Raw genomic sequence first — 23,246 nt, 5'->3', positions numbered from 1 at the left:
CTTAAGATTTTGGAAGCATTTTAATAATACCTACACCTTCAACACCTACATAAATAAATCCATCAGGGCTTTGTTTGACACTTCTTACACGCCCGATTTTATCCAGTAGTTTAACTCTTTTCTGAACCGTGTTTTCTTCCAGATCCAGATGTTCCAGGTACTGAAATTTGAGTGATCCTACTAAAAGATCGCCTTTGAGTTCAGGGTATTTATCTGAAGTGACAAAGCTCATTCCACTAGGGGCGATGGAAGGCACCCAGTAATGAAATGGCTCTCTCAGACCCGGCATGGACGTTTCATCCGTAAATTCAGTACCATCGTAATTGATACCATAACTGACAATAGGCCATCCGTAGTTGGCAGCCTTTTTTATAATATTGATTTCATCTCCACCTCTTGGACCATGCTCGTGTACCCAGATTTCACCGGTTTCGGGATGCATATCCATACCTTGTGGATTTCTGTGACCGTAGGAATAAATGGCTTTTTTGGCGTTTTCCAAAATGTAAAACGGATTGTCTTCCGGGATGGACCCGTCATCATTGAATCTATAAATCTTCCCGCCATCTCGGGTGATATCCTGGGGATTCACTTCTCTGGCTCCGCGTTCACCAATCGACATATAGAGATAACCTTCTCTGTCGAATTGTAAACGGCTGCCAAAATGAACACCTTTGGTCGTATTGGGAGAGGCTTTGTAAAGCAACTCGATTTCACCCATCTTCCCGTCTGTGAAAGGAGCTCTTACCAAAGCGGTATGGCCTCCTTCTTCTTCGCCGAGGGTTGAGGCGTGCGACATATATACCCAGGGCTTTTCGGGATATTCGGGGTGTATTTTTAAATCGAGTAAACCACCCTGTCCCCTGTTGTAAACATTGGGAATTTCCGCCACCTTGGTGGTCTCTCCGTTTTTATGGTAATACACCTGACCTTCCTTGGAGGTTGCTAAAAAGCTTCCATCCTTGAAAAAATCCAGTCCCCAGGCTATATCGATAGCATCGATAATGACTTCGTGCTCATAATCGTTTTCCAGGCTTTGAATACCTGTATCTTCTTGTGCACAAGCAAGAAAGCCTGCACAACATACAAAAAGGGTAATTGCTTTAATCTTCATCGTTATAAATTTTGCACTAATTTCGAAAAATGCTTTATAACGTGGACCTAATTATGAAAAATTTATTTTTTTGATTCTAATAATTCAATTTCATTCTGAAGTTCCCTGATGGTTTCTTCCTGATCATCGATAATTCTTTTACTGTTGTAATAAAGGAAGACGGCCAGCAAGGCACTTAATACAAAAAGGTAGAGGTAAATCGTTTTGGCCATTAGACTTCAATTTGGAGATTATCATAAGCCAGGTAGATGCCTTCAGGGAGTTCTTTCTGAACCTCTTCATGAAAACCCATGTGGTGACTTATGTGGGTAAAATACGCTTTTTCAGGTTTTAAAATATCAACCACATCGATGGCCTGTTCGAGACTGAGATGCGATCTGTGCTCTTCTTTTCTCAAGGCATTAAGCACTAAAGTTTTCACCCCTTTAAGTTTATCGAGTTCCTGATCGGGAATCACTTTAGCATCTGTGACGTAAGCAAAATCACCAAATCTAAATCCGTACACCTGGAGCTCGGGATGGTAGACATTGACGGGAACCACCTCTTTATTTCCCAGCATAAAGGGTGAATCGTCGATGATGTTGGTATCCAGCGTCGGGGCTCCGGGGTATTTATTTTCGGTTTCAAACACATATTCAAACCTGTGTTTTAAGCTTTCCAAAACGCGTTTATGGCTATAAGTTGAAATATTTCCCTGTCTAAAATAAAAAGGACGCACATCATCCAGACCTACCACGTGGTCATTGTGCTCGTGGGTATACAATATACCGTCAATTTTTTTAACATTATTGGCCAGCATTTGCTGTCTGAAGTCCGGACCACAATCGATGACATACGAATAGTCTTCCCATTCCAGCAAAACAGATACGCGCAATCTCTTGTCTTTGGGGTCTTTACTCAAACATACAGGATGTTCGCTTCCTATAATAGGCACCCCCTGAGATGTTCCTGTTCCTAAAAATGTTACCTTCAAAACGTTATTTTTGATACAAAACTATTGTTTTTTTTCCTTAAGCTAGGAGTATTAGTTACATTTGTTTAGAGTTTAATCACAGTTTAAGATTTTACAAAAACACAGCATATGTCTATAACAATAATGGGTGACAAAGATTTTGAAAGCGCACCTTCCATCAAAGACAAATCCCTTAGAATAAACCTTAATGAAAATATTTACGGCACCTTTGCAGAAATAGGAGCTGGCCAGGAAATAGTAAGAAATTTCTTCAGGGCTGGTGGTTCTTCCGGAACTATTGCCAAAACCATGAGTGCCTACGATAAAGATTTTAGTGATGCCATTTATGGAATTGAAGAAGACAGGCGTTATGTGACCGAAAGCAGACTTCAAAAAATGCTGGACCACGAGACCAAACTTATAGAAGAGCGGATTTCAAGAAATAAACATCCCAATAAATTATTCTTTACCTATGCCAATACGGTAGCAACCATCGATTTTGCGAAGCGTTACAAAGGTCACGGCTGGGTAGGTATCAAATACCAGTTAAAACCAAAATCAGAGTACAATAAAATTGTTTTACACATTCGTTTCAAAGAAAACGATGCCCGATTACAGCAAAATACACTGGGGATATTGGGTACAAATTTGATTTATGCGGCATACTATGCCCACAACAATCCCAAACAAATCCTAAACGAACTTTACGATCATCTCCATAAAGATCAAATTGAAATTGATACCATCAATTTTTCAGGTCCTGTGTTTGAAGAGGTGGATAACCGACTCATGAGCTTACAGCTCGTCAAAAACGGCATGACGGAAGCGGTTATGTTTGCACCAGATGGAAATAACATTCTACCTGCCAAAGCGCTTTACAAGAAAAACATTCTTGCTTTGAGAGGGAGTTTTAGACCAGTGACCAAAGTGAATATGGATATTTACGATACCGCTTTGGAGTTATTTGAAAAGGAAAAGAAAGTTAAAAAAGACAATATCCAGGCTGTTTTTGAAATTACATTATCCAATTTGAGATCTGAAGGAGAAATCAACGAGGAAGATTTTATGGACAGAGCAAAACTGCTTTGTGCTTTAGGGCATACGGTCATGATCTCTAATTTTCAAGAATATTATAAGCTTGTTGAATATTTTTCAAATTATACTAAGGAAAGAATGGCACTTGCGATGGGTGTCAATAACCTTATTGATGTCTTTGACGAAAAATACTACAGACATCTTAGCGGTGGAATTCTCGAAGCCTTCGGTAAATTGTTCTTTAAGGATTTGAGGGTTTATCTCTATCCGTATAAAGATCCTAAGACAGGAAAAATAACTACCAGCGATAACTTAAAGGTTCATCCTAGAATGAAAGAGCTTTACAAATTCTTCAAATATAACGGCCGAGTAGTTGACATTGAAGACTATAATGACGACTTATTAGGTTATTTTTCAAGAGAGCTTTTACAAAAAATATCCAGTGGAGAAGATGGCTGGCAAAAAGCTGTACCTGAAAAAACGGCCAAAATGATTGAGGAGCAGGAACTTTTTCAGAGAGATTATAAAAAAATAGCTGAAAAAGTAGGTTATTAAATTTTGACTCAAACCTTGGATAAACACAGCTGTCTCACTACTGAGGCAGCTTTTTTTTTAGGTGTTCTTCCAAAAATAAGGCGTGAATAGGATAAGCACTGTAAACAATTCTAGTCGGCCAATCAGCATAAGAAATGAACTCCAGTACTTTCCAAACACTGTAAGCGAAGCATAATTGTCTACCGGGCTTAAAGTCCCAAAGGCAGGACCGACATTGCCCAGCGAAGACGCTGAAGCACCCAATGCAGATTCGAAGTCTAAACCTGTTCCTGCAAAAACAACGGCACCGATGATAAAGGAAAGGGCATACAGGATAAAAAAGCCAAGTATGTTGTAAACAATTTTTTGATCTACGGAAGAACCTTTATACCGAACTGGTAATACCGCATTGGGATGCAGTATTCTTCTAAATTCCTGAAAACCGTTTTTAATCATAATAACGTGCCTGACCACCTTGACGCCACCAGAAGTAGAACCGGCTGAACCTCCCAGGAAAAAAAGTCCAAAAAACAAAAGGGTAATCAGTGGCGTCCATAAAGTGTAATCTGCCGTGACAAATCCCGTCGTGGTTATCACCGCTAAAACCTGAAACAATCCGTGTCTCACTGCACTTTCTGCTTTACCCAGAACCATGGGATAATCTATACTTGCTATACTTGGATCTGACATAAAGTAGATAGAAAGCGACGTGATTGCAGTAAATCCTGCGATAAAGAAAAAGTACCACTTGAATTCTTCATTATGCAATACTTTATTAATCCTTCCTTTGAAAGCATAGTAACTCACCACAAAATTGGTTCCCGCCAGAAACATGAACAAAATGATTATATACTGAATGACCGGAGAATCATTCCAATAGGCCAGACTTGCATTTTTGGTTGAAAAACCTCCTGTTGAAAGAGTGCTTAAGGCATGGTTTGTCGCATCAAACCAATTCATACCCGCCACTTTTAACAAAATGGTTTCAGAAAGGGTATAACCAAAATAAATAAACCACAGGCGCTTTGCTGTATCTGCTATTTTAGGCTTGACTTTATCTGCACTCGGACCGGGAGATTCTGCAGAAAATAACTGCATTCCCCCTATGCCTAAGAAAGGCAAAATAGCCACTGCTAAAACGATAATACCCATACCACCAATCCAGTGGGTTAAGCTTCTCCAGAGCATAATCCCCTGAGGTAAAGCTTCAATATCGTTCACTATCGAAGCCCCCGTTGTCGTGTAACCAGACATGGTTTCAAAAAAACTATTTTCAACACCGCTGATTTCACCGGAAATCACATAAGGAAGCATGCCGCTTAGCACCATGAATAGCCAACCCAAACTGACAATAAGATAACCCTCTTTTGGAGAAATGTCTTTGTCGTGTTTTCTTGTAAAGAACATGGCAGAAAGGCCTGCAGATATAGATATTAAGGCAGAAACAGCGATATCCAGTGCGACTAATTCACCAATAATCCAGCTATAGATTGAAGGGATGAGCATAAAGCCTCCATTGAAAAGAAGGAGAATACCCATGACGTGAGCTACGATTTTTAAATTTAAATTTGACACTAGCAAAACAAATTTTCTACACTCTTTATTGATTTAGGGAGCGTACAGACCACTACCCTATCCCCCTCCCGAATTTTGAAATCTCCAAGAGCGATAATTCCTTTCCCGTCTCTTATAACCCCTCCTACTACGGCTGTTCTGGGAAAATCTATATCTACGATTCTACTGTTTGTAGCTTTAGAACCTGCCTTCACGACAAACTCTAAGAGTTCGGCGTTCATATTATTAAGCTTGGTCATGGCAACGACTTCCCCTTTTCGTAAGTAGCGGAAAATACTGTTAGCCGCGAGTAATTTCTTATTGACCAGAGAATGAATTCCAATGGTATGACTCAAGTGAAAATAATCCATATTTTCAACTAAAGCTATGGTTTTACGAACTCCTTTTGAATTAGCTACCAGACAACTGATGATGTTGGTTTCAGAGTCTTCGGTGACCGATACAAAAGCATCCATCTTGCCGATGTTTTCCTCTTTCAAAATTTCAACATTTCTCCCGTCGGCATTAATCACGAGTGTTTCGGGAAGGATATTAGCCAGGTCGATGGCTTTTTTATGGTTCTTTTCGATCAGTTTTACAGAGAAATTATCATTGGAAAGGTCTTTCGCCAGGGTTCTTCCTATATTACTTCCTCCAAGAATCATCACTTTTTTAATAGAGCGCTTGACGGCTCCAGTCAATTTATACAATTCCTCAACGCCTTCCGTATCGGTAATAAAATAGACTCTATCGCCTCTCTTAAACTCTGTATCCCCTCTGGGAATTATGGTTAACTGAGTGCCATAGCGTTGTAAAGCTATAGGAACAAAGTGCAGTCCCGGAAATATATCGGCGGCTTCCTGAACTGTGTTCCCCACAAATGGTGCTTTGGATCTTAAGGTAAGCCCCATCATGGTGAGGGCGCCATCATCAAACTTAAAGGTATCGGTAAATGCCGACTGGTTCAGAAGCATTTTTACTTCATTGGCAGCCAGGGCTTCCGGTGAAATCATTTCGTCGATGCCTAAAGCTTTCATATCGATGACATCTTCAGAATCCAATAACTCCTGGTTAGACACCCGGGCAACGGTTCTGCCGGCTCCCATTTGTTTGGCAAATACGCACACAGAAATATTGATGGACTGATTGGAAGTGACGGCAATAAGCATATCGGTATGAGCAATATCCGCTTCTTTCAATATACTTGGCAAAGTAGCGTCACCAACAGATATCTTGATATCCAGGTGTTTATTGGCATACTCTAATCGTTCCTCATCGATATCAACCAAAGTGATTTCGTGAGATTCATAGGAAAAAAGCTGTGCTAAATGAAAACCCACTTCACCTGCACCTGCAATGATTATTTTCATAGAGGCAAAACTAAGGTAAAATTTTAAAAAAGCAGGCTTAAGTCATTTCTTATTAAGCAAGTGTATTCTTCAGAAGATGTATCTTCGCAAAAAAAAATTACATGAGCAAGAATGTAAAGCCCTATAAAGATTCTGAACTGGAAAAGAAAAAGCAGGTTGAACAGATGTTCGATAATATATCAGGAAATTATGATGACCTGAATCGGGTTATTTCCTTTGGTATTGACCAGAAATGGAGAAGAAAACTCATACGAATGGTCAAGAAAACCGACCCTAAATACATTTTGGATGTAGCGACGGGGACAGGAGATCTGGCAATTGCCATGGCAGATTCTGATGCCGAGAAAATTATAGGACTCGACATTTCTGCAGGTATGCTTCAGGTGGGAAAACATAAAATCAATGCTAAAAACTTGGATGATCGTATAGAAATGGTCCAGGCAGATTCCGAAAACTTACCTTACCCCGATCATACTTTCGATGCGATTACTGTGGCTTTTGGGGTTAGGAATTTTGAAAATTTAGAAAAAGGACTTTCAGAAATTTACCGGGTGCTCTCCCCGGGAGGCATTTTCGTTGTGCTGGAAACTTCCGTTCCTACCCAATTCCCTTTCAAGCAAGGCTACAGGTTGTACTCCAACTATATATTACCAGGCATAGGAAGGCTTTTTTCTAAAGATAAAAGCGCCTATCAATACCTAAGCGAAAGCGCTTCTGTTTTTCCCTATGGAGAAGAGTTCAACAATATTTTAAGGAAAATCGGGTTTACAGATGTAGAAAATCATCCACAGACATTTGGAGTTTCTACCATATATTCTGCATCTAAAACATAATTATGAGGTTTCTTATTGTTTTGATTTTTCTTTTGGGATACCATAGTACAAGCGCTCAGCTTTTCAGTAAGGAAAAAGTCTTGAATAAAGAAAATTTTGATAAACCCCGCTGGTCCTGGGGATATTTTCTAGGGAGTAATGTTTATGACTTTCAGATTAAGTATAGAGACGAGATGCAGGATATCGAAGTCGAAAAAAGTCCGAGTTTTAATGTCGGCTTAATCGGTAATTTGAGAATCAATGATTATTTAGATCTAAGACTGGAACCTGGAGTTGTATTTTCCAATAGAACCCTAGCTTTCCAAAATTTCGACAATGAGAACGATCGCATCAGAGAGGTAAATTCGACCTATATACATATTCCCTTATTGCTGAAATTTTCCTCTAAGCGGATCAATAACTTTAAGCCTTTTATGGTTGGCGGCGCGTCTATATCTCACAATTTATCCAGTAATGAAGACAATCCTCAGGACAATTCTGCAGGTCAGTTCCGGCTAAAAACACAAAATTATTATTATGAAGTCGGTTTTGGGATAGATTTCTATTTCGATTATTTCAAATTCACACCCTCCATACGAGGAGTTTTTGGAATGACAGATGAATTAGTTAGAGATGAAGACCCCAATAGTCCATGGACCTCCAATATAGAATCCTTAAAAACCAGGGGGATTTTTATCAATTTCACTTTTCAATAGCCTAATAGCCTATCGCCTATCGCCTTTTGAATTCACTCAAAAGGATTGCTCCAGCCATGGCCACATTGAGACTTTCAGCTCCCTGAGATTTTCCGTAACTCGGAATGGAAATCCGTTCATCTATATGAGGCTGAATAGCAGTACTAATGCCATTGGCTTCGTTGCCTAAAACTATAATTGCATTCTTGGTTTCCAAAGCTGCGGTGTAGACGTTGGTCCCTGTCATATAAGCACCATAGGTATATGCCGCAGATTCGGATAAAAAAGAATCCAAATCGGTATACGTAAATTTTACTCTGGTAAGAGATCCCATAGTGGCCTGTACTACTTTGGGATTGAAGCAATCTACCGTATCCTGAGAGCAAATAAGCTGCTCGATGCCAAACCAGTCGCACATGCGAATGATAGTCCCCAGATTTCCCGGATCCCTGATACCATCCAGAGCCAGGCTTAATGGAGAATTTGCATGAAGACTCAGGGGTTTTGGAATTTCAAAGACAGCCAGAGCGGTTTGCGGGGTTTTCAAATTTGAAATTTTGCCCAATTCTTTTTCAGAGACAATGTGGCTTTCGCCTTCTTCAATATGAAAAATATCCGCTACAGAATACAAAGCTCTTAAGGTGAACGAACTTTTTAAAAATTCTTTGATTACTTTTACACCTTCAGTTACGAAGAGACCGTGTTCCAAACGGTGCTTTTTTTTGTTTAAACTATTGATAAGTTTAATTTGATTTTTACTGAGCATTGAAAATTATATTTTTGAAAACATCACACACTTGAACAACGGACTCACAAAACTACCATTAATTCTTTTAATTACTTTCCTGTTTTTCTCCTGTGATGTCACAAGAAAATTAAGCGAAAACGAATTTTTAATTACTAAGCAAACGATTAGGAGTAGCGACACTTTGGTAACAAAGAACGAAATCTACAATCAGCTTTCTCAACAAACCAACACCAAGCTGCTGGGCTTCCCTCTTAAATTACAGATTTATAATTTAGCGCAAACCAAACCTGAAGAGCGTTTTATCAACTGGGTTGGGAAGCGAAAAAAACGTACAAACAGGTTAGTGTCTTTATTATCTAAAAGACAAGTTATTCAGCTTAAGAAATTCTGGGTTAACGCAAATAACACTATTAAAAACACGGGTGAACCACCTGCTTTATTTGATGAAGAACAAACTAAAATCTCACTGCAGCAACTGGAATCCTGGTACTGGAATCATGGCTGGTTTAATGCTAAGGTAAATTATAAAATCCAAAAAGACTCCTTAAACCAAACGGTTAAAATCGATTATAATATAGATCCTGGAGCTTTGTACACCATAGACAGCATATCAGAAAACATAGAATCTGAGGCTGCAGACTCTTTATACCAGCGCATCAAAAAAACCAACAGCATAGAGGTTGGAAAAGCTTATAGCACACAGGATTTTAATCGCGATAGAGACTTCATTAGCCGTTATTTTAGAAATCACGGGCTCTATCATTTTGAGAAAGAGTTTATTTCTTTTTATGCAGATACCTTAGGTAACAATCAAAAGATCAATCTTGAGCTTAATATTTCTAACCGCAGTGTAAACCTCCAGGATACAGTTGCTTCCATTCCCTTTAAGGTTCATAAAATAAGTCAGGTCAATGTTTTTCCGGACTATGATGGAACTACCAGAAAAGTGGAGGATTCCGTCAGATATAAAAAAACCAATATCTATACATTTGGAAATTTAAAGCTGAATCCAAAGGTCTTGTCCAATTTTATTTTTATTAAAAAAGACAGTCTTTACAGAGATATTGACAGGGCGAGAACCAATAACCGGATTTCAGAAACTCGAATTTTCAAATACCCCAATATACTTTATCAGGACGACCCCAGAGACTCTACGGGAACTGGTTTAATAGCTAACATTTTCCTAACCCCAAAGGAAAGATTTTCCACCAATTTTAGCGTGGATGTAAGCCAAAGTAACATACAGCAGTTTGGCATTGGATTCAACACATCTATTTTAGCTAGAAATGTTTTTAGAGGCGCAGAAACTTTAGAACTTTCTGGAAGAGGAAATTTCGGTTCTTCCAGAGACCTCGCAAATTCTGAAGATCAATTTCTAGATATTATAGAATATGGAGTGGATTTAAGGTTGAATTTTCCAAGAATTATTTTTCCCTTCTCTACTCAGAAAATTATCAAAAACACCATGTCTCCCTTCACTTCTGCCGGTATTGGTTTTAGCACCCAGAAAAATATCGGCTTAGACAGAAGAAATCTTAACGCCACCTTTGGTTATAGATGGAAACCCATGGATAGAACCTCCTATCAGTTTGACCTTATGAATATCCAGTTTGTGAACAATCTGAATGCAGCTAATTTCTTCAACGTTTTTAGGAATTCATATTCCGAATTAAACCAGATCGCAAGGAATAATATCGACGAGGTGAATCCTGAATTTCTTAGTGAGAATAATGAAGGCGAACTCGATTTAATCATACCAACAGGAACTCAAGGATTTATTGAAGCAATTAATAATCAAGACATAGACTTAAGCGATGAAGACCAACAAACCGCCGGTTCTCTCATCGAACGCCGAGAACGCTTAACAGAAAACAATTTGATTGTCGCCTCCAACTTTAGTTACGATTTTAGTACAAGACGAGACATTTACGATCAGGATTTTTCTCAATTCCGGGGAAAAATAGAACTGGCAGGAAATTTACTCTCTCTTTTTGCAGGTCCTTTAAAGCTGGAACAAACTCCGGAAGGCAATTACAGGCTATTCGATGTTCAGTTTTCCCAGTATGTCAAAACCGAACTCAATTATATAAAGTATTGGGATTTAGGAAGTCAGCAAGTGATTGCTGCTCGTGCTTACGGGGGGATTGCTATTCCTTACGGCAATGCGAATTCAATTCCATTCCCCAGAAGTTTTTTTGCTGGTGGTCCCAATGACAATAGAGGGTGGAGACCTTATGATCTCGGTCCCGGAAGCACCAATGCCGTCAACGATTTTAACGAAGCTAACTTCAAATTAACTTTCAATGCTGAATATAGATTTAATTTATTTGGAAGTTTAAACAGCGCTTTATTTATTGATGCTGGAAATATCTGGAACGTGTTCGATAATATAGATGACCCCGCGGCTACCTTTGATGGTTTACAGGATCTCAGCGAACTTTCTATCGCCTCCGGATTCGGTTTGCGGTATGATATTGATTTTTTTGTGATCCGGATGGACCTGGGTTTTAAAACCTACAATCCAGGGAATGAAGGGTCTAAATGGTTTAAAAACTACAATTTCAGCAATGCGGTTTTCAACTTTGGAATTAATTATCCGTTCTAGTAGATTTATATTTATTAATTTTACAAATCTGAATATTAATAAAAACAATACATTATGAGTCATAATATAAAGCCTGGCGTAGCGACTGGAAAAGAAGTTCAAGCTATTTTTCAACATGCGAAAGACAACAATTACGCTCTTCCTGCAGTAAACGTTGTAGGGTCCAATACCATAAATGCCGTTCTTGAAACCGCTGCAAAATTAAATTCTCCGGTAATTCTCCAATTTTCAAATGGAGGAGCTCAGTTTAATGCTGGTAAGGGTTTATCCAACGAAAATGAAATTGCTGCGATTAAAGGCGCTGCCTCTGGAGCAAAACACGTTCACGACTTGGCAGAAGCTTATGGAGCAACGGTGATCTTACATACCGATCATTGTGCTAAAAAATTGCTGCCCTGGATCGATGGATTGCTGGATGAGGGGGAGAAATTTTACAAAACTCACGGCAAACCACTTTACAGCTCTCACATGATAGACCTTTCTGAAGAACCTTTAGAAGAAAACATTGAGATTTGCAAAACCTATCTGGAAAGAATGAAAAAGATGGGAATGACTTTAGAAATTGAACTCGGTGTTACTGGTGGTGAAGAAGATGGTGTTGATAATACAGATATTGATTCCTCTAAATTATATACCCAACCTGAAGAGGTAGCCTATGCTTATGAGGAACTGAGCAAAGTTTCAGATCAATTTACAATTGCAGCAGCCTTTGGAAATGTACATGGCGTTTATAAGCCAGGAAACGTAAAACTCACTCCAAAAATTCTTAAAAATTCTCAGGAATATATCTCCAATAAATATGACGTAAAAGAAAATCATATCGATTTTGTATTTCATGGCGGTAGTGGTTCAACTGTTGAAGAAATAAAAGAAGCCATCGGTTACGGGGTTATCAAAATGAATATCGATACAGATTTACAATACGCATTTACAGAGGGCATTAGAGATTATATGACTTCGAAAATAGACTATATTTCTGCCCAGATAGGCAACCCTGAAGGAGATGATGTCCCTAATAAAAAACATTATGATCCAAGAAAATGGCTTAGAGAAGGTGAAAAAACATTTATCACCAGATTGGAAAAAGCTTTTGAAGATCTCAATAATATCAACACATTATAATATAGTACCTACAACATATGGCGGCAGCTTGGTTTAAAAGAAAGAAAAAAGGAATTCAAACAGCTACAGAGGATAAAAAAGATGTCCCTAAAGGGCTTTGGTATAAATCTCCTACTGGTAAAATTATCGATGCAGAACAACTTGCAAAAAACTTTTTCGTAAGTCCAGAAGATGATTATCATGTTAGAATAGGAAGTGCGGAGTATTTTGATATCCTTTTTGATAGTGGAAAATATGAAGAATTGGATGCTAAGTTGAAATCGAAAGATCCTTTAAAGTTTGAAGACACCAAAAAATACAAAGACCGGTTAAAAGAAGTCGAAGGAAAAACAGAACTTAATGATGCGATCAGAACGGCTATCGGTAAGTCAAAAGGAAAGCAAATTGTGATTGCTGCTATGGATTTCAAATTTATAGGGGGTTCCATGGGGTCTGTTGTCGGTGAAAAAATCGCCAGAGCCGTGGATCATGCTATAGCCCATAATTGTCCCTTGATTATCATTTCCAAATCTGGAGGTGCGAGGATGATGGAAGCGGCCTTATCGCTGATGCAGCTGGCAAAAACATCGGTCAAACTCACACAATTAGCTAAAGCTAAGTTACCGTATATTTCGCTCTGTACCGACCCAACAACTGGCGGAACAACAGCTTCGTTCGCCATGCTTGGAGATATTAACATTGCAGAACCCGGTGCCTTAATCGGCTTTGCAGGCCCTAGAGTCGTCAAAGACACGACAGGAAAAGATTTGCCAAAAGGTTTTCAATCTTCTGAGTTTTTAAAGGAGCATGGCTTTTTAGATTTTATTTCTCACAGAAAAGAACTCAAAAACAAGATTAATTTGTACATCGATCTTGTTATGAATCAACCTGTGCGAGCATAATTTTTAAAATTTCATATTCCATTTCATTTTAAAAGTTTACTTTTGCAGGATTGAATAGAAAATCTATTCTAGCATAAAAATTATTGAAATAATATTGGCATGTACTTAACATTAGAAGAAAAGGGCAAATTATTTGCTAAACACGGTAAGGACGAGAAAGATTCTGGTTCTGCTGAAGGACAAATCGCATTGATGACGAAGAGAATTGAACATATCTCTCAGCACCTTAAAACAAACAGAAAAGACTTTAATTCTGAAAGATCTTTGGTAAAATTGGTTGGTAAAAGAAGAAATCTTCTTGATTATCTTATGAAAAAAGACATTATGAGATACAGAGCAATAGTAAAAGAATTAGGATTAAGAAAATAAAATTAAAGGGGCAATTTGCCCCTTTTTTAATTTAAAAGCGTTCCTAGGGACGACTTCCAATGGTTTTACATTTTTTTCTAAACCACAACACAACAACACGTATTAAGAAAAAAGTATAACCTTAAAATCATTATTATGATTCCAAAAACATTTAATGAAGTTATCGATCTCGGTGATGGAAGAGAAATCAAACTTGAGACCGGTAAATTAGCAAAACAAGCACATGGCTCTGTAGTTGTCCAAATGGGTAACGCTATGCTATTGTGTACTGTTGTCTCTTCTTATAAAGAAAGCAGTTTAGATTTCTTTCCACTAACCGTAGACTATAGAGAGAAATTTGCAGCAGCTGGCCGTTATCCTGGTGGTTTCTTCAAAAGAGAAGCAAGACCAAGTGATGGCGAAGTGCTCACGATGAGAATCGTAGACCGTGTATTGCGTCCGCTTTTCCCATCAGATTATAGAACAGAAACTCAGGTTATGATTCAGTTGATGTCTCATGATGAAGATGTCATGCCGGACGCTCTGGCCGGACTTGCAGCTTCCACAGCCATTCAGTTATCTGATATTCCTTTTGAAACTGCTATTTCTGAAGCCAGAGTTGGTAGAGTCAATGGAGAATTTGTGATTAACCCAAGCCGCAGTCAGCTTCTGGAATCAGACATCGATATGATTATTGGTGCTTCTGCAGATTCTGTGATGATGGTTGAAGGTGAAATGGATGAAATTTCAGAAGAGGAAATGGCTGAAGCAATTCAGTTTGCTCACGAGCATATCAAAAAGCAGGTGGAAGCTCAATTGAGATTAGCCGAAGCTTTTGGTAAAAAGCCTACAAGAGAATACAATCCCGGCAAAGAGGATGAAGCTATCGAGAAAAAAGTTCACGAGGCTGCTTATCAAAAAATATATGATATCGCAAAAGGCGGTCATAGCAAAAGAGATCGCGGAGAAGCCTTTTCTGCTGTAAAAGAGGAAGTTTTAGCTTTATTTTCTGAAGAAGAACTGGAAGAAAACGAAAAGCTGATCAAAACCTATTTCAATAAAGTAGAAAAAGAAGCCGTAAGGGAACTTACACTTGCTGAAGGTATACGATTAGACGGTAGGAAAACAGATGAGATTAGACCTATCTGGTGTGAAACCGATTATTTGCCATCAGTTCACGGTTCTGCCATTTTTACCAGAGGTGAAACTCAGGCACTGGCAACGGTAACACTGGGTACGTCCAGAGAAGCCAACACCATTGATATGCCAACGCATCAAGGTGAGGAAACCTTTTATCTGCATTACAACTTCCCTCCTTTTTGTACCGGAGAAGCTTACCCTATACGTGGAACTTCCCGAAGAGAAATAGGACATGGAAACCTAGCTCAGCGTGCGCTTAAAGGAATGCTTCCAGAAAATAACCCGTATACGGTAAGAGTCGTTTCAGAAGTCCTGGAATCCAATGGTTCTTCTTCTATGGCAACGGTTTGTGCCGGAACTATGGCTATGATGGACGCCGGTATCAAAATGAAAAAACCAGTCTCTGGTATTGCCATGGGATTGATTTCTGATGGTGAGCGTCATGCTGTATTGTCTGATATCCTTGGAGACGAAGATCACCTTGGGGACATGGATTTTAAAGTAACCGGAACTGCAGATGGAATTACAGCCTGCCAGATGGACATCAAAGTGAAAGGTTTACCCTATGAGATATTGGTGAAAGCATTGAAACAAGCCAGAAATGGAAGACTTCATATTTTAGAAAAACTGACTGAAACCATTTCAGAACCAAACGAATCTGTGAAAGCTCACGCTCCAAAAATCATCACCAGACGAATTCCAAACGAATTTATTGGTGCTTTAATTGGACCCGGAGGAAAAGTCATACAAGAATTACAAAAAACAACGGGTACAGAAATCGTTATCAATGAAGATCCCGTTACAGAAGAGGGCATCGTAGAGATTCTTGGGACTAAACAAGAAGGTATCGATAAAGTTCTTGCAAAAATAGACTCGGTTACCTTCAAGCCCGAAAAAGGCAGTGTTTATGAAGTAACTGTTGTAAAAGTCCTTGACTTTGGAGTAGTCGTAGAATATAATGATGCACCAGGAAATGAAGTTCTGCTTCACATTTCAGAACTTGCCTGGGAACGCACAGAAAATGTTTCCGATGTATTAAAACTCGGAGACGTATTAGACGTAAAATACTTCGGTGTTGATCCTAGAACCAAGAAACCTAAAGTTTCCAGAAAGGCGCTTATGGAAAAACCGGAAAGAAGTCCAAGAAAAGAAGACGAAGACAAAAAGTCTTAATTCTGATTTAATCTACTAAAGCGGTTTAGAACATTCTAAACCGCTTTTTTTTACTGACAAACTAGCGCAACTGACATAATTGCATGAGTAAATCCTCAGTAAAATGAAGTCTTATTGGCAATAATGGCTGTTTTTTCTTAAAACATGTTTAATAACCTAATAAGCCAAAAAAATATAGGTATTTTAGTATTTGTGCATCATGCTTGCACAGTATTAAACAATCATTTTTATTAATCATTAAAAAAATAAAATGAAAGTATTAGTAATAGGAGCAGGTAATATGGGATTAACCTACTCTGAAGGAATGGCAAAATCCCCTTTACTGAATAGAAAAAACTTAATGATCTATGATGTTTCAAAAGTCTTATTGGATAAACTAAGTGAAGTTTCTTATTATGACACCTACGAAAAATTAGAAAATTGCTTACCAGAGGCAGACGTCGTTTTTGTAGCTGTAAAACCATACCATAGCGAAGAATTATTCGAAAAAATGAAACCCATGCTGAATGATCAGCAAATCATAGTTTCGCTGATGGCTGGGGTCACTATAGAGAATATTCAGAATAACCTGGGCATTAAGAAAGTGGTAAGAACAATGCCAAACCTTCCTGCCAAAGTAGGGAAAGGAGTAACTTCATACACAGAGTCTAAAGAAGTCTCAAGAGTTGAGCTGCTTATGATCAGAAATCTTTTAGATACGACTGGTGAATCTATTCGTGTAAAAAACGAGGATTTCATCAATAAATCCACAGGGATTTCCGGGAGTGGACCAGCCTACATCTTTTATTTTATGGCTTCGATGCTGGATGCTGCAAAGAAAATGGGATTCTCCGATAACGATTCTAAAATCCTTGTCAGCAATACATTTGAAGGTGCTGTTCAATTGTTCAATGAATCCGATTTAACTCCTGAAAAATGGATGGATAGAGTCGCTTCTAAAGGAGGGACAACAAGAGCAGCTTTAGATTCTATGGATGACAATAATGTAAAACAGCTCATTCAGGATGCCGCTTATGCCGCATTTGACAGAGCAGTAGAATTAGGGGATGAATAACTTAAACTCAGATAGAATGCATAAAAAACGTATAGTAGTTAAAGTTGGAACCAATGTAATGACCAACAGAAACAATAGAATCGTTGGCCCAATCCTTAAAAATTTGGTCAGACAAATAGCTTATCTCTATGAACGCGATATCATTACAATACTTGTTTCATCAGGTTCAGCTATTGCTGGTAAAGAAGTGCTTGGTTCGTGTTCATCGGAAGATAAATCTACCCGTCGGCAGGTATACTCTTCGGTTGGACAACCAAGAATGATGAGACATTACTATACTATGTTTCATGATTTCGGAATGCGATGTGGACAGGTTCTGGCAACAAAGAGAGATTTTGCTCCGGGAAAATACCGCGAAAACATGATCAACTGCTATGAAGGCTTATTGAAGGAAGGTATCGTGCCTATTGCAAATGAAGATGATGCTGTATCCCTCTCTATGTCGATGTTTTCTGATAACGACGAACTGGCAAGTTTAGTTTCTGAATTGGTTGGCGCTGATATGCTGATCATGCTAACCGACATTGAAGGCCTTTATACAGGTCATCCAGAACACGAAGATTCAGAATTGCTTAGACATGTTCGTGTACATGATAATGTTGAAAGATACGTTCAAGAAAATGAAAAAGGAGAAGGAGAAGGTCGTGGTGGAATGGAATCCAAGCTGAAAATTGCAAAAATGACAGCAAGTAAAAACATACCCACTTACATCGCGAATGGAAAGGATGAGAATATTATTGTAGATATTCTTGAAGGAAAAGAAGTAGGAACAAAATTTACTGTTTAAAAACAATTAGAATGAAATTATTAAATACAAACAAAAAAAATGATGTTCTTCAGTCAATGATGACCATCATTGATAAAAGAAGAAACGAAATTGTAGAAGCCAATAAAAAAGACCTTGAATCCTTCAACAGGAATGATCAGGCTTTATACGATCGGCTGGTCGTGGATCAGAATAAAGTTGATGGCATGATTCAAGCCATCAAAGAAGTAAAAGAACAAGAAGATCCTGTAGGAAATACGATTTCTGAAAGAACACTGGATACAGGTTTGAAAATTGTAAATAAAACTGATCCGTTCGGGACCATCATGATTATTTATGAATCCAGACCAGATGTAACTATTGAAGCTGCAGTACTTGCTTTTAAAGCAAATAATAAAATATTTTTGAAAGGGGGTAAAGAAGCCAATCATAGTAATATAATTCTTGAAGAATGCTGGCATCAGGCCTTAGAGGAAAACGGATTGTCCAAAGAATGGATAACCCTGCTTCACCTCAACCGAGAAGAAACCAGAGAATTCTTAAGCAATCCACCAGAAAAAATGGACCTAATCGTACCAAGAGGCGGTGAAAAATTGATCGATTTCGTCAAGAGAACTGCGAACTGCGCTGTATTAGTCAGTGGTCGGGGTAATAATTTCCTATATGTCGCCCCAGATGCTGACTGGGATATTGCCAAAAAGGTAATCATCAACGCTAAAACCGATAAAATCTCTGGTTGTAATGCTTTGGATAAAGTTTTATTTGACTCTCATCTTCCAGATTTAGATTCCAAAATAAAAGAATTGGCTGAAACTTTGGAAAATGATTACAAAGTTGAAATTCTTGTCGATGGAAAACCTGCAGAAATAACAGACTACCCTACTCTTCCAACGGAAGACACGTGGAAAGAAGAGTTTCTGGCCTTGAAAATTGTTTTAGGCTCTGTAGACTCTTTCGATGAGGCAGTTGAAATGATAAATAAACATTCTGGCGGCCATTCTTCAGTTATTATCACTGAAGACCATGAAAAAGCGCTTGAATTCATGCAAGAAATCGATTGTGCTGCAGTTTATCAAAATGCATCCACCCGTTTCACCGATGGTGGACAAATGGGTGTAGGAGCTGAATTAGCTATATCTACTGACAAATTGCACCACAGAGGTCCACTTGGACTTAAGCAATTGGTGACCAACAAATATTATGTGTGGGGTGATGGTCACATAAGAGAATAATTTAAATATTATTTTAAGTCTTAAAAGCCTGCTTATCACTATTAAGCAGGCTTTTTTTAGTCTCATTTTGTAAATATTTAAATTATTTGAATCGGTTGTGTAACATTTCATCAGCTTCGTTCGTAAAATATATAGATAAACGATAATTGAGCACATATCTAAATGAGACAACTTAAAATTACCAAGCAGGTTACCAACAGAGAAACTGCATCCTTAGACAAGTATCTTCAAGAAATTGGAAAAGTAGACTTAATTACGGCCGAGGAAGAGGTTGAATTAGCTCAACGCATCAAAGCTGGAGACGATCTTGCCCTGGAAAAATTGACCAAAGCGAACTTGAGATTCGTGGTTTCTGTATCCAAACAGTACCAAAACCAGGGTCTTACCCTACCCGATTTAATCAATGAAGGAAACTTAGGTTTGATTAAAGCAGCGAAACGCTTTGATGAAACACGAGGTTTCAAATTTATTTCCTATGCAGTTTGGTGGATTAGACAATCGATTCTTTCGGCTTTGGCTGAGCAGTCTCGTGTGGTAAGGTTACCGCTTAACAAGATTGGGTCTATTAATAAAATCAACAAAACTTTTGCTATTCTGGAGCAGCGCCATCAAAGACCTCCAAGTCCGGATGAGATTGCTAAAGAACTGGAAATGACCATAAACGACGTCAAAGAATCCTTAAAAAATTCTGGTCGCCATCTATCTATGGATGCTCCACTTATTGAAGGTGAAGATTCCAACCTGTATGATGTTTTAAAATTTGGGGAATCTCCAAGTCCAGAAAATGATTTGCTACACGAATCCCTCCAAACTGAAATTGAACGAGCTTTGGAAACCTTAACCACACGTGAAGCAGATGTCATCAGGCTTTATTTTGGTTTAGGCAATCAGCAACCGATGACACTTGAAGAAATTGGTGAGACTTTTGGTCTGACCAGAGAGCGTGTTCGCCAAATCAAAGAAAAGGGAGTTAGACGTTTAAAACACACCTCCAGAAGTACTATCTTAAAAACTTATTTGGGATAATTTTCAGAATATAATAATTTAAAAGCCCTCAATGAGGGCTTTTTTTATGCTGTAAATTTCGAATTAGTTCTGGTCCACCTCTACCGAAGAATTGGTTTCCGCAGCATTGGTCTTTATGGATTGCAGCAATTCTTCTGCTTCTGAAATAACTTCAGGATAAGATTGAAAGTTTTTGATGATGTTTTCAAGAATATAAGTCGCTTGATAATTATCTCCAAGGGCATTGAAGTTTTTGGCCATCAGCAATAAACCTTTGACACCAAACTCTCTATAGCGGGAGTAATTTTTGGTCAGGTCCTGGACTACCGCAGTTGATGCTTCATACTCTCCAGATTTATTTTTGAAATAAGCATCGTAATACAAGGCTTCTGCTTTCAATTTTCCGGTTGCCATCTCCAGCACCTCTTTATAAGCTGATTCTGCACGCGCTTCATCTCCGGTTTTGAGCGATGAACGCGCAATAAATACCAAGGCATCACTCATAACTTCTTCATCGTTTATATCCTTGGATAAAATCAACTCAGCATAAGCTAGCGCTTTATCATAATTTTCAATTTCATAATAGGCTTTCATCAAGTTGGATTGAGCAAAGAGTATGTTTTGTGAGAAACTCGCTTCATTTTCCAATCTGGATAAGGTTTCTATAGCTTCCTCATAATTCTCATTCGAAAGATAAATCTGTGACAGGCGTCTTAAAGATTCCTCAGTAAACTCGTTTGAACTTCTGTTGATTACTTCGATATAATACGAAAGGGATTCCTGGACGTTACCTTCATTGTAAAGCAACTGAGCCAAGTAGAAATTTGCTTTTAAACTGTTTCTTCCTGTTGGAAACTCCTCCAGATAAATTTTAAATAATGAAATTGCCTTTTGAGTGTCATTATCTAAAAACTTATTTTCTGCAGCCTGGTAAGTAGCCTCTTCTATATCTGAATCTGCGACTTCCACAAAATCTAGGGTATTGACCCAACTTGCGTACTGATCGATTTCACCCATATCGATATAAATCAATCGAACAGTTTGTACAGCTTGTAATGCTTCTTGTGAATTCGGGAATTCACTCACCAGCTGCTTAAACTTAGACAGGGCGGCCTTATAATTTTCGTTGTTGAAATAAATTAAAGCCTGCTTAGAAAACGCCTTGGGATAATACCTGCTTTGCTTGTAGTTGGTGATGATATTTTGGTAAGCACTGATGGCTTCCTGATCTTTATTCTCAGCAACATAAGTATTTCCTAGTTCATATAAAGCATCGTCTTTATAGATTGAATTTGAATACTTATCTATAAACGCATTTAAGCTTTCTATCTTCTGTTCATTTCTATCTACAAATCCATAGCTATAGGCTTTTTGGAAGAAAGCATAATCGCTTTTGTAATTTTTCATAGCGATGGCTTTGTTATAAGCTTCCATCGCCGGCCAGTATTGTCCCAAAGCAAATCTAGCATCTCCCAGCCTCACATAAGCATCATGAAGTTGTTGCGAAGGCCTCTCAATCTTTATAAAATCTTCGAAGAATGAAGCGGATAATCTGTAATTTTTGGTCTTGAAATAGGAGTAAGCTATGTTATAATCAATTGAATAATATTCTGGCAATTTCTGCGCGGAATTCATCCCTTTAAATTCCTTGTAACCAATCAAAGCCATGTCATAGTTACCCAAAGCGTAATCCGCCTCTGCTTTCCAATAAGTCGCTTTTGCAGTGTATTCCGGATCCAGACGCTGAGCTAAAGATTTATTGAAGTAGGCTATAGCTTCCTGGAACTGATTATCCTTAAACAGTTCAATGCCATAATAATAAGCTACCTTTTGTAAGGCTAATTTGTTAGTGTAATCTCTACTGCCTTCTAGCATTGAAATGGCTTTCAAATAATTTTTGGAGGTCAGGTAGGAGTCGATTAAAAGATTCTCAATCACATCCACCTCTTCAGAATCCGGATACTTTTCTAAGTAGGTTTGCAAAACTTCAGGTGTAGGCTGATAACTATTCCCTATCTCGTAACTCAGTTTGGCATAATTCAAATAAGCGTTCTTTTTCAATTGCTCATCATAGGGCATCTCAGTAACATTTTTGAAAGCATTGAGCGCCTGAGTTTTTTTGTCTGTTTTTAAATAAGCTTTGGCTAAATGGTAGTAAGCATTTTGAGCAACAAAGTCTTGTCCATCAATGATTTTAGAAAATTCATCTATAGCAGATTCAAAATCTCCAGTTTCGTAATAGGCGAAACCAAGTTGGTAGTAATCTGTATTATTCCACTTTCCTCTGTCCCCTCTGTAATCTTTTAAATATTCAATTGCCTTTGCATATTCTTTCAGGTTGAAATAACTTTCCCCTATGATTTTATTGAGTTGAGAACGCTCACGCGCATTCGACTTGGGAAGCTGTTTCAGACCCAGTTCTATGGCTTTCTCAAAATTCCCTAACTTAAAATTCATATCGCTTTGGAAATAAGAAATATTATTTCCCTTTATACCTTCCCGCCTGGCTTCATCAAATAATGCTGAAGCAGATTCGTATTCATTTTCTTCATATGCTATAAAACCAATATAATACTTAGCTTGAGCGCCATAGTCCTGGTCATTTCTTACATTCTCAAACAGCTGACGAGCTTCTTTATAATTTTTTAATCTAAAATTGGTATACCCATAATTGAAATGAAAAGTTTTCAGTTCGCTTCTTGACAATGAATTCGTGTTCACTTTGCTCAACCAGGTGTTAGCTTTATTAAAGTTTCTATTTTGAAAGTAATACTTACCAACTTCAAGATAAGCTTTGTTTGTTTTTAAGCTGGTAGGATGACGCTCGATAAAAGTTTCCATCATTTCATCGGCTTGGGGTTGACCGAGTTCAATAGCACATTTAGCCAGATAGTAATCCGCATCAGACTTAAGCTTATCGCTATTTAATTCAGAATAGATTTCACGGAAAGCTCTGCTTGAAGCGTCAAATTGATTTTGTTCATATAAATGAAGTGCTTCTTGGTATTCCCCTAACACGTCCACAAACTTTTCTGTCTGCTGAGCTTGGGCAGAAGTAAGAGCAAACAAAATGAGTACAAAGAAAATTTTTGACATGGATATACGT

General features: G+C 38.2%; 18 protein-coding genes and 1 pseudogene. 12 read left to right on the top strand and 7 right to left on the bottom strand.

The window, feature by feature from the left end; translation table 11 throughout:
- Position 1: 1 nt before the first annotated feature.
- From BLP81_RS04175 to BLP81_RS04170, 3 genes are all read right to left on the bottom strand, one after another.
- The gene (locus BLP81_RS04175; protein ID WP_093366066.1) at positions 2-1,114 is read right to left on the bottom strand and encodes a PQQ-dependent sugar dehydrogenase; all 1,113 of its coding nucleotides are present in this window, start codon (positions 1,112-1,114) and stop codon (positions 2-4) included.
- Positions 1,115-1,176: 62 nt separating this feature from the next.
- Positions 1,177-1,326 carry a hypothetical protein gene (locus BLP81_RS13610; protein ID WP_176752682.1) on the bottom strand — a complete coding sequence of 50 codons (150 nt, stop codon included), beginning with the start codon at positions 1,324-1,326 and terminating at the stop codon, positions 1,177-1,179.
- On the bottom strand, positions 1,326-2,087 hold the full coding sequence (locus BLP81_RS04170; RefSeq protein WP_176752681.1) for an MBL fold metallo-hydrolase: 762 nt from the start codon (positions 2,085-2,087) through the stop codon (positions 1,326-1,328). The genes BLP81_RS13610 and BLP81_RS04170 overlap by 1 nt, the downstream gene beginning before the upstream one ends.
- 108 nt (positions 2,088-2,195) lie before the next feature.
- Here BLP81_RS04170 and BLP81_RS04165 point away from each other — a divergent pair, with 108 nt between their 5' ends.
- Positions 2,196-3,656 carry a nicotinate-nucleotide adenylyltransferase gene (locus tag BLP81_RS04165; RefSeq protein ID WP_093366062.1) on the top strand — a complete coding sequence of 487 codons (1,461 nt, stop codon included), beginning with the start codon at positions 2,196-2,198 and terminating at the stop codon, positions 3,654-3,656.
- Positions 3,657-3,713: 57 nt separating this feature from the next.
- Here the strand turns inward: BLP81_RS04165 and BLP81_RS04160 are convergent, their stop codons facing one another.
- Positions 3,714-5,174 carry a TrkH family potassium uptake protein gene (locus BLP81_RS04160; protein ID WP_093366166.1) on the bottom strand — a complete coding sequence of 487 codons (1,461 nt, stop codon included), beginning with the start codon at positions 5,172-5,174 and terminating at the stop codon, positions 3,714-3,716.
- A gap of 35 nt (positions 5,175-5,209) precedes the next feature.
- Positions 5,210-6,565, bottom strand: a pseudogene (gene trkA, locus BLP81_RS04155) (Trk system potassium transporter TrkA); the annotation flags it as partial.
- Between the two features lie 95 nt (positions 6,566-6,660).
- Here trkA and ubiE point away from each other — a divergent pair.
- On the top strand, positions 6,661-7,392 hold the full coding sequence (ubiE, locus tag BLP81_RS04150; protein ID WP_093366058.1) for a bifunctional demethylmenaquinone methyltransferase/2-methoxy-6-polyprenyl-1,4-benzoquinol methylase UbiE: 732 nt from the start codon (positions 6,661-6,663) through the stop codon (positions 7,390-7,392).
- Positions 7,393-7,394: 2 nt separating this feature from the next.
- Positions 7,395-8,087, top strand: coding sequence for a type IX secretion/gliding motility protein PorT/SprT (gene porT / locus BLP81_RS04145; protein ID WP_093366054.1), 693 nt, complete (start codon positions 7,395-7,397; stop codon positions 8,085-8,087).
- A 16-nt stretch (positions 8,088-8,103) separates the two neighbouring features.
- Here the strand turns inward: porT and BLP81_RS04140 are convergent, their stop codons facing one another.
- Positions 8,104-8,832, bottom strand: coding sequence for a TrmH family RNA methyltransferase (locus BLP81_RS04140; RefSeq protein WP_093366052.1), 729 nt, complete (start codon positions 8,830-8,832; stop codon positions 8,104-8,106).
- Between the two features lie 31 nt (positions 8,833-8,863).
- Here BLP81_RS04140 and tamL point away from each other — a divergent pair, with 31 nt between their 5' ends.
- The 9 genes from tamL to BLP81_RS04095 all read left to right on the top strand — a co-directional run bounded on the left by tamL (position 8,864) and on the right by BLP81_RS04095 (position 20,161).
- Complete coding sequence (gene tamL / locus BLP81_RS04135) at positions 8,864-11,419, top strand: translocation and assembly module lipoprotein TamL (RefSeq protein WP_093366049.1); 2,556 nt, start codon at positions 8,864-8,866, stop codon at positions 11,417-11,419.
- 54 nt (positions 11,420-11,473) lie between these two features.
- Positions 11,474-12,541, top strand: coding sequence for a class II fructose-bisphosphate aldolase (gene fbaA / locus BLP81_RS04130; RefSeq protein WP_093366047.1), 1,068 nt, complete (start codon positions 11,474-11,476; stop codon positions 12,539-12,541).
- 17 nt (positions 12,542-12,558) lie between these two features.
- A complete protein-coding gene (gene accD / locus BLP81_RS04125; RefSeq protein WP_093366045.1) occupies positions 12,559-13,422 on the top strand; it encodes an acetyl-CoA carboxylase, carboxyltransferase subunit beta in 864 nt (287 codons plus the stop codon).
- 99 nt (positions 13,423-13,521) lie between these two features.
- Positions 13,522-13,791, top strand: coding sequence for a 30S ribosomal protein S15 (rpsO, locus tag BLP81_RS04120; protein ID WP_093366043.1), 270 nt, complete (start codon positions 13,522-13,524; stop codon positions 13,789-13,791).
- Positions 13,792-13,926: 135 nt separating this feature from the next.
- Entirely contained in the window at positions 13,927-16,083 is a 2,157-nt protein-coding gene (locus BLP81_RS04115) for a polyribonucleotide nucleotidyltransferase (RefSeq protein WP_093366041.1), read from the top strand.
- A 250-nt stretch (positions 16,084-16,333) separates the two neighbouring features.
- Entirely contained in the window at positions 16,334-17,137 is an 804-nt protein-coding gene (gene proC, locus BLP81_RS04110) for a pyrroline-5-carboxylate reductase (protein ID WP_093366039.1), read from the top strand.
- A gap of 16 nt (positions 17,138-17,153) precedes the next feature.
- Positions 17,154-17,924 (top strand): glutamate 5-kinase, encoded by a 771-nt coding sequence (gene proB / locus BLP81_RS04105; RefSeq protein WP_093366164.1) that lies wholly within the window; start codon positions 17,154-17,156, stop codon positions 17,922-17,924.
- 11 nt (positions 17,925-17,935) lie between these two features.
- Complete coding sequence (locus BLP81_RS04100; RefSeq protein ID WP_093366037.1) at positions 17,936-19,135, top strand: glutamate-5-semialdehyde dehydrogenase; 1,200 nt, start codon at positions 17,936-17,938, stop codon at positions 19,133-19,135.
- Between the two features lie 162 nt (positions 19,136-19,297).
- Positions 19,298-20,161 carry a sigma-70 family RNA polymerase sigma factor gene (locus BLP81_RS04095; protein ID WP_093366035.1) on the top strand — a complete coding sequence of 288 codons (864 nt, stop codon included), beginning with the start codon at positions 19,298-19,300 and terminating at the stop codon, positions 20,159-20,161.
- 63 nt (positions 20,162-20,224) lie between these two features.
- Here BLP81_RS04095 and BLP81_RS04090 read toward each other — a convergent pair whose 3' ends face one another.
- On the bottom strand, positions 20,225-23,236 hold the full coding sequence (locus BLP81_RS04090; protein ID WP_093366033.1) for a tetratricopeptide repeat protein: 3,012 nt from the start codon (positions 23,234-23,236) through the stop codon (positions 20,225-20,227).
- Between the last annotated feature and the right edge of the window lie 10 nt (positions 23,237-23,246).

The sequence above is a fragment of the Psychroflexus sediminis genome, from assembly GCF_900099815.1.
In the GTDB taxonomy this organism is placed as follows: Bacteria; Bacteroidota; Bacteroidia; order Flavobacteriales; family Flavobacteriaceae; genus Psychroflexus; species Psychroflexus sediminis.
Note: the sequence above shows the minus strand (reverse complement) of the source record. Positions and strands in the feature narration are given on the sequence as shown.

Excerpts from the sequence above, each read along its gene's own strand:
- BLP81_RS04165 (WP_093366062.1), top strand. The coding sequence starts at position 2,196 with ATGTCTATAACAATAATGGGTGACAAAGATTTTGAAAGCGCACCTTCC.
- fbaA (WP_093366047.1), top strand. The coding sequence starts at position 11,474 with ATGAGTCATAATATAAAGCCTGGCGTAGCGACTGGAAAAGAAGTTCAA.
- rpsO (WP_093366043.1), top strand. The coding sequence starts at position 13,522 with ATGTACTTAACATTAGAAGAAAAGGGCAAATTATTTGCTAAACACGGT.
- BLP81_RS13610 (WP_176752682.1), bottom strand. The coding sequence starts at position 1,326 with ATGGCCAAAACGATTTACCTCTACCTTTTTGTATTAAGTGCCTTGCTG.
- proB (WP_093366164.1), top strand. The coding sequence starts at position 17,154 with ATGCATAAAAAACGTATAGTAGTTAAAGTTGGAACCAATGTAATGACC.
- ubiE (WP_093366058.1), top strand. The coding sequence starts at position 6,661 with ATGAGCAAGAATGTAAAGCCCTATAAAGATTCTGAACTGGAAAAGAAA.
- BLP81_RS04140 (WP_093366052.1), bottom strand. The coding sequence starts at position 8,832 with ATGCTCAGTAAAAATCAAATTAAACTTATCAATAGTTTAAACAAAAAA.
- porT (WP_093366054.1), top strand. The coding sequence starts at position 7,395 with ATGAGGTTTCTTATTGTTTTGATTTTTCTTTTGGGATACCATAGTACA.
- BLP81_RS04090 (WP_093366033.1), bottom strand. The coding sequence starts at position 23,236 with ATGTCAAAAATTTTCTTTGTACTCATTTTGTTTGCTCTTACTTCTGCC.
- BLP81_RS04115 (WP_093366041.1), top strand. The coding sequence starts at position 13,927 with ATGATTCCAAAAACATTTAATGAAGTTATCGATCTCGGTGATGGAAGA.
- BLP81_RS04095 (WP_093366035.1), top strand. The coding sequence starts at position 19,298 with ATGAGACAACTTAAAATTACCAAGCAGGTTACCAACAGAGAAACTGCA.
- BLP81_RS04175 (WP_093366066.1), bottom strand. The coding sequence starts at position 1,114 with ATGAAGATTAAAGCAATTACCCTTTTTGTATGTTGTGCAGGCTTTCTT.
- BLP81_RS04160 (WP_093366166.1), bottom strand. The coding sequence starts at position 5,174 with ATGGGTATTCTCCTTCTTTTCAATGGAGGCTTTATGCTCATCCCTTCA.
- proC (WP_093366039.1), top strand. The coding sequence starts at position 16,334 with ATGAAAGTATTAGTAATAGGAGCAGGTAATATGGGATTAACCTACTCT.
- accD (WP_093366045.1), top strand. The coding sequence starts at position 12,559 with ATGGCGGCAGCTTGGTTTAAAAGAAAGAAAAAAGGAATTCAAACAGCT.
- BLP81_RS04100 (WP_093366037.1), top strand. The coding sequence starts at position 17,936 with ATGAAATTATTAAATACAAACAAAAAAAATGATGTTCTTCAGTCAATG.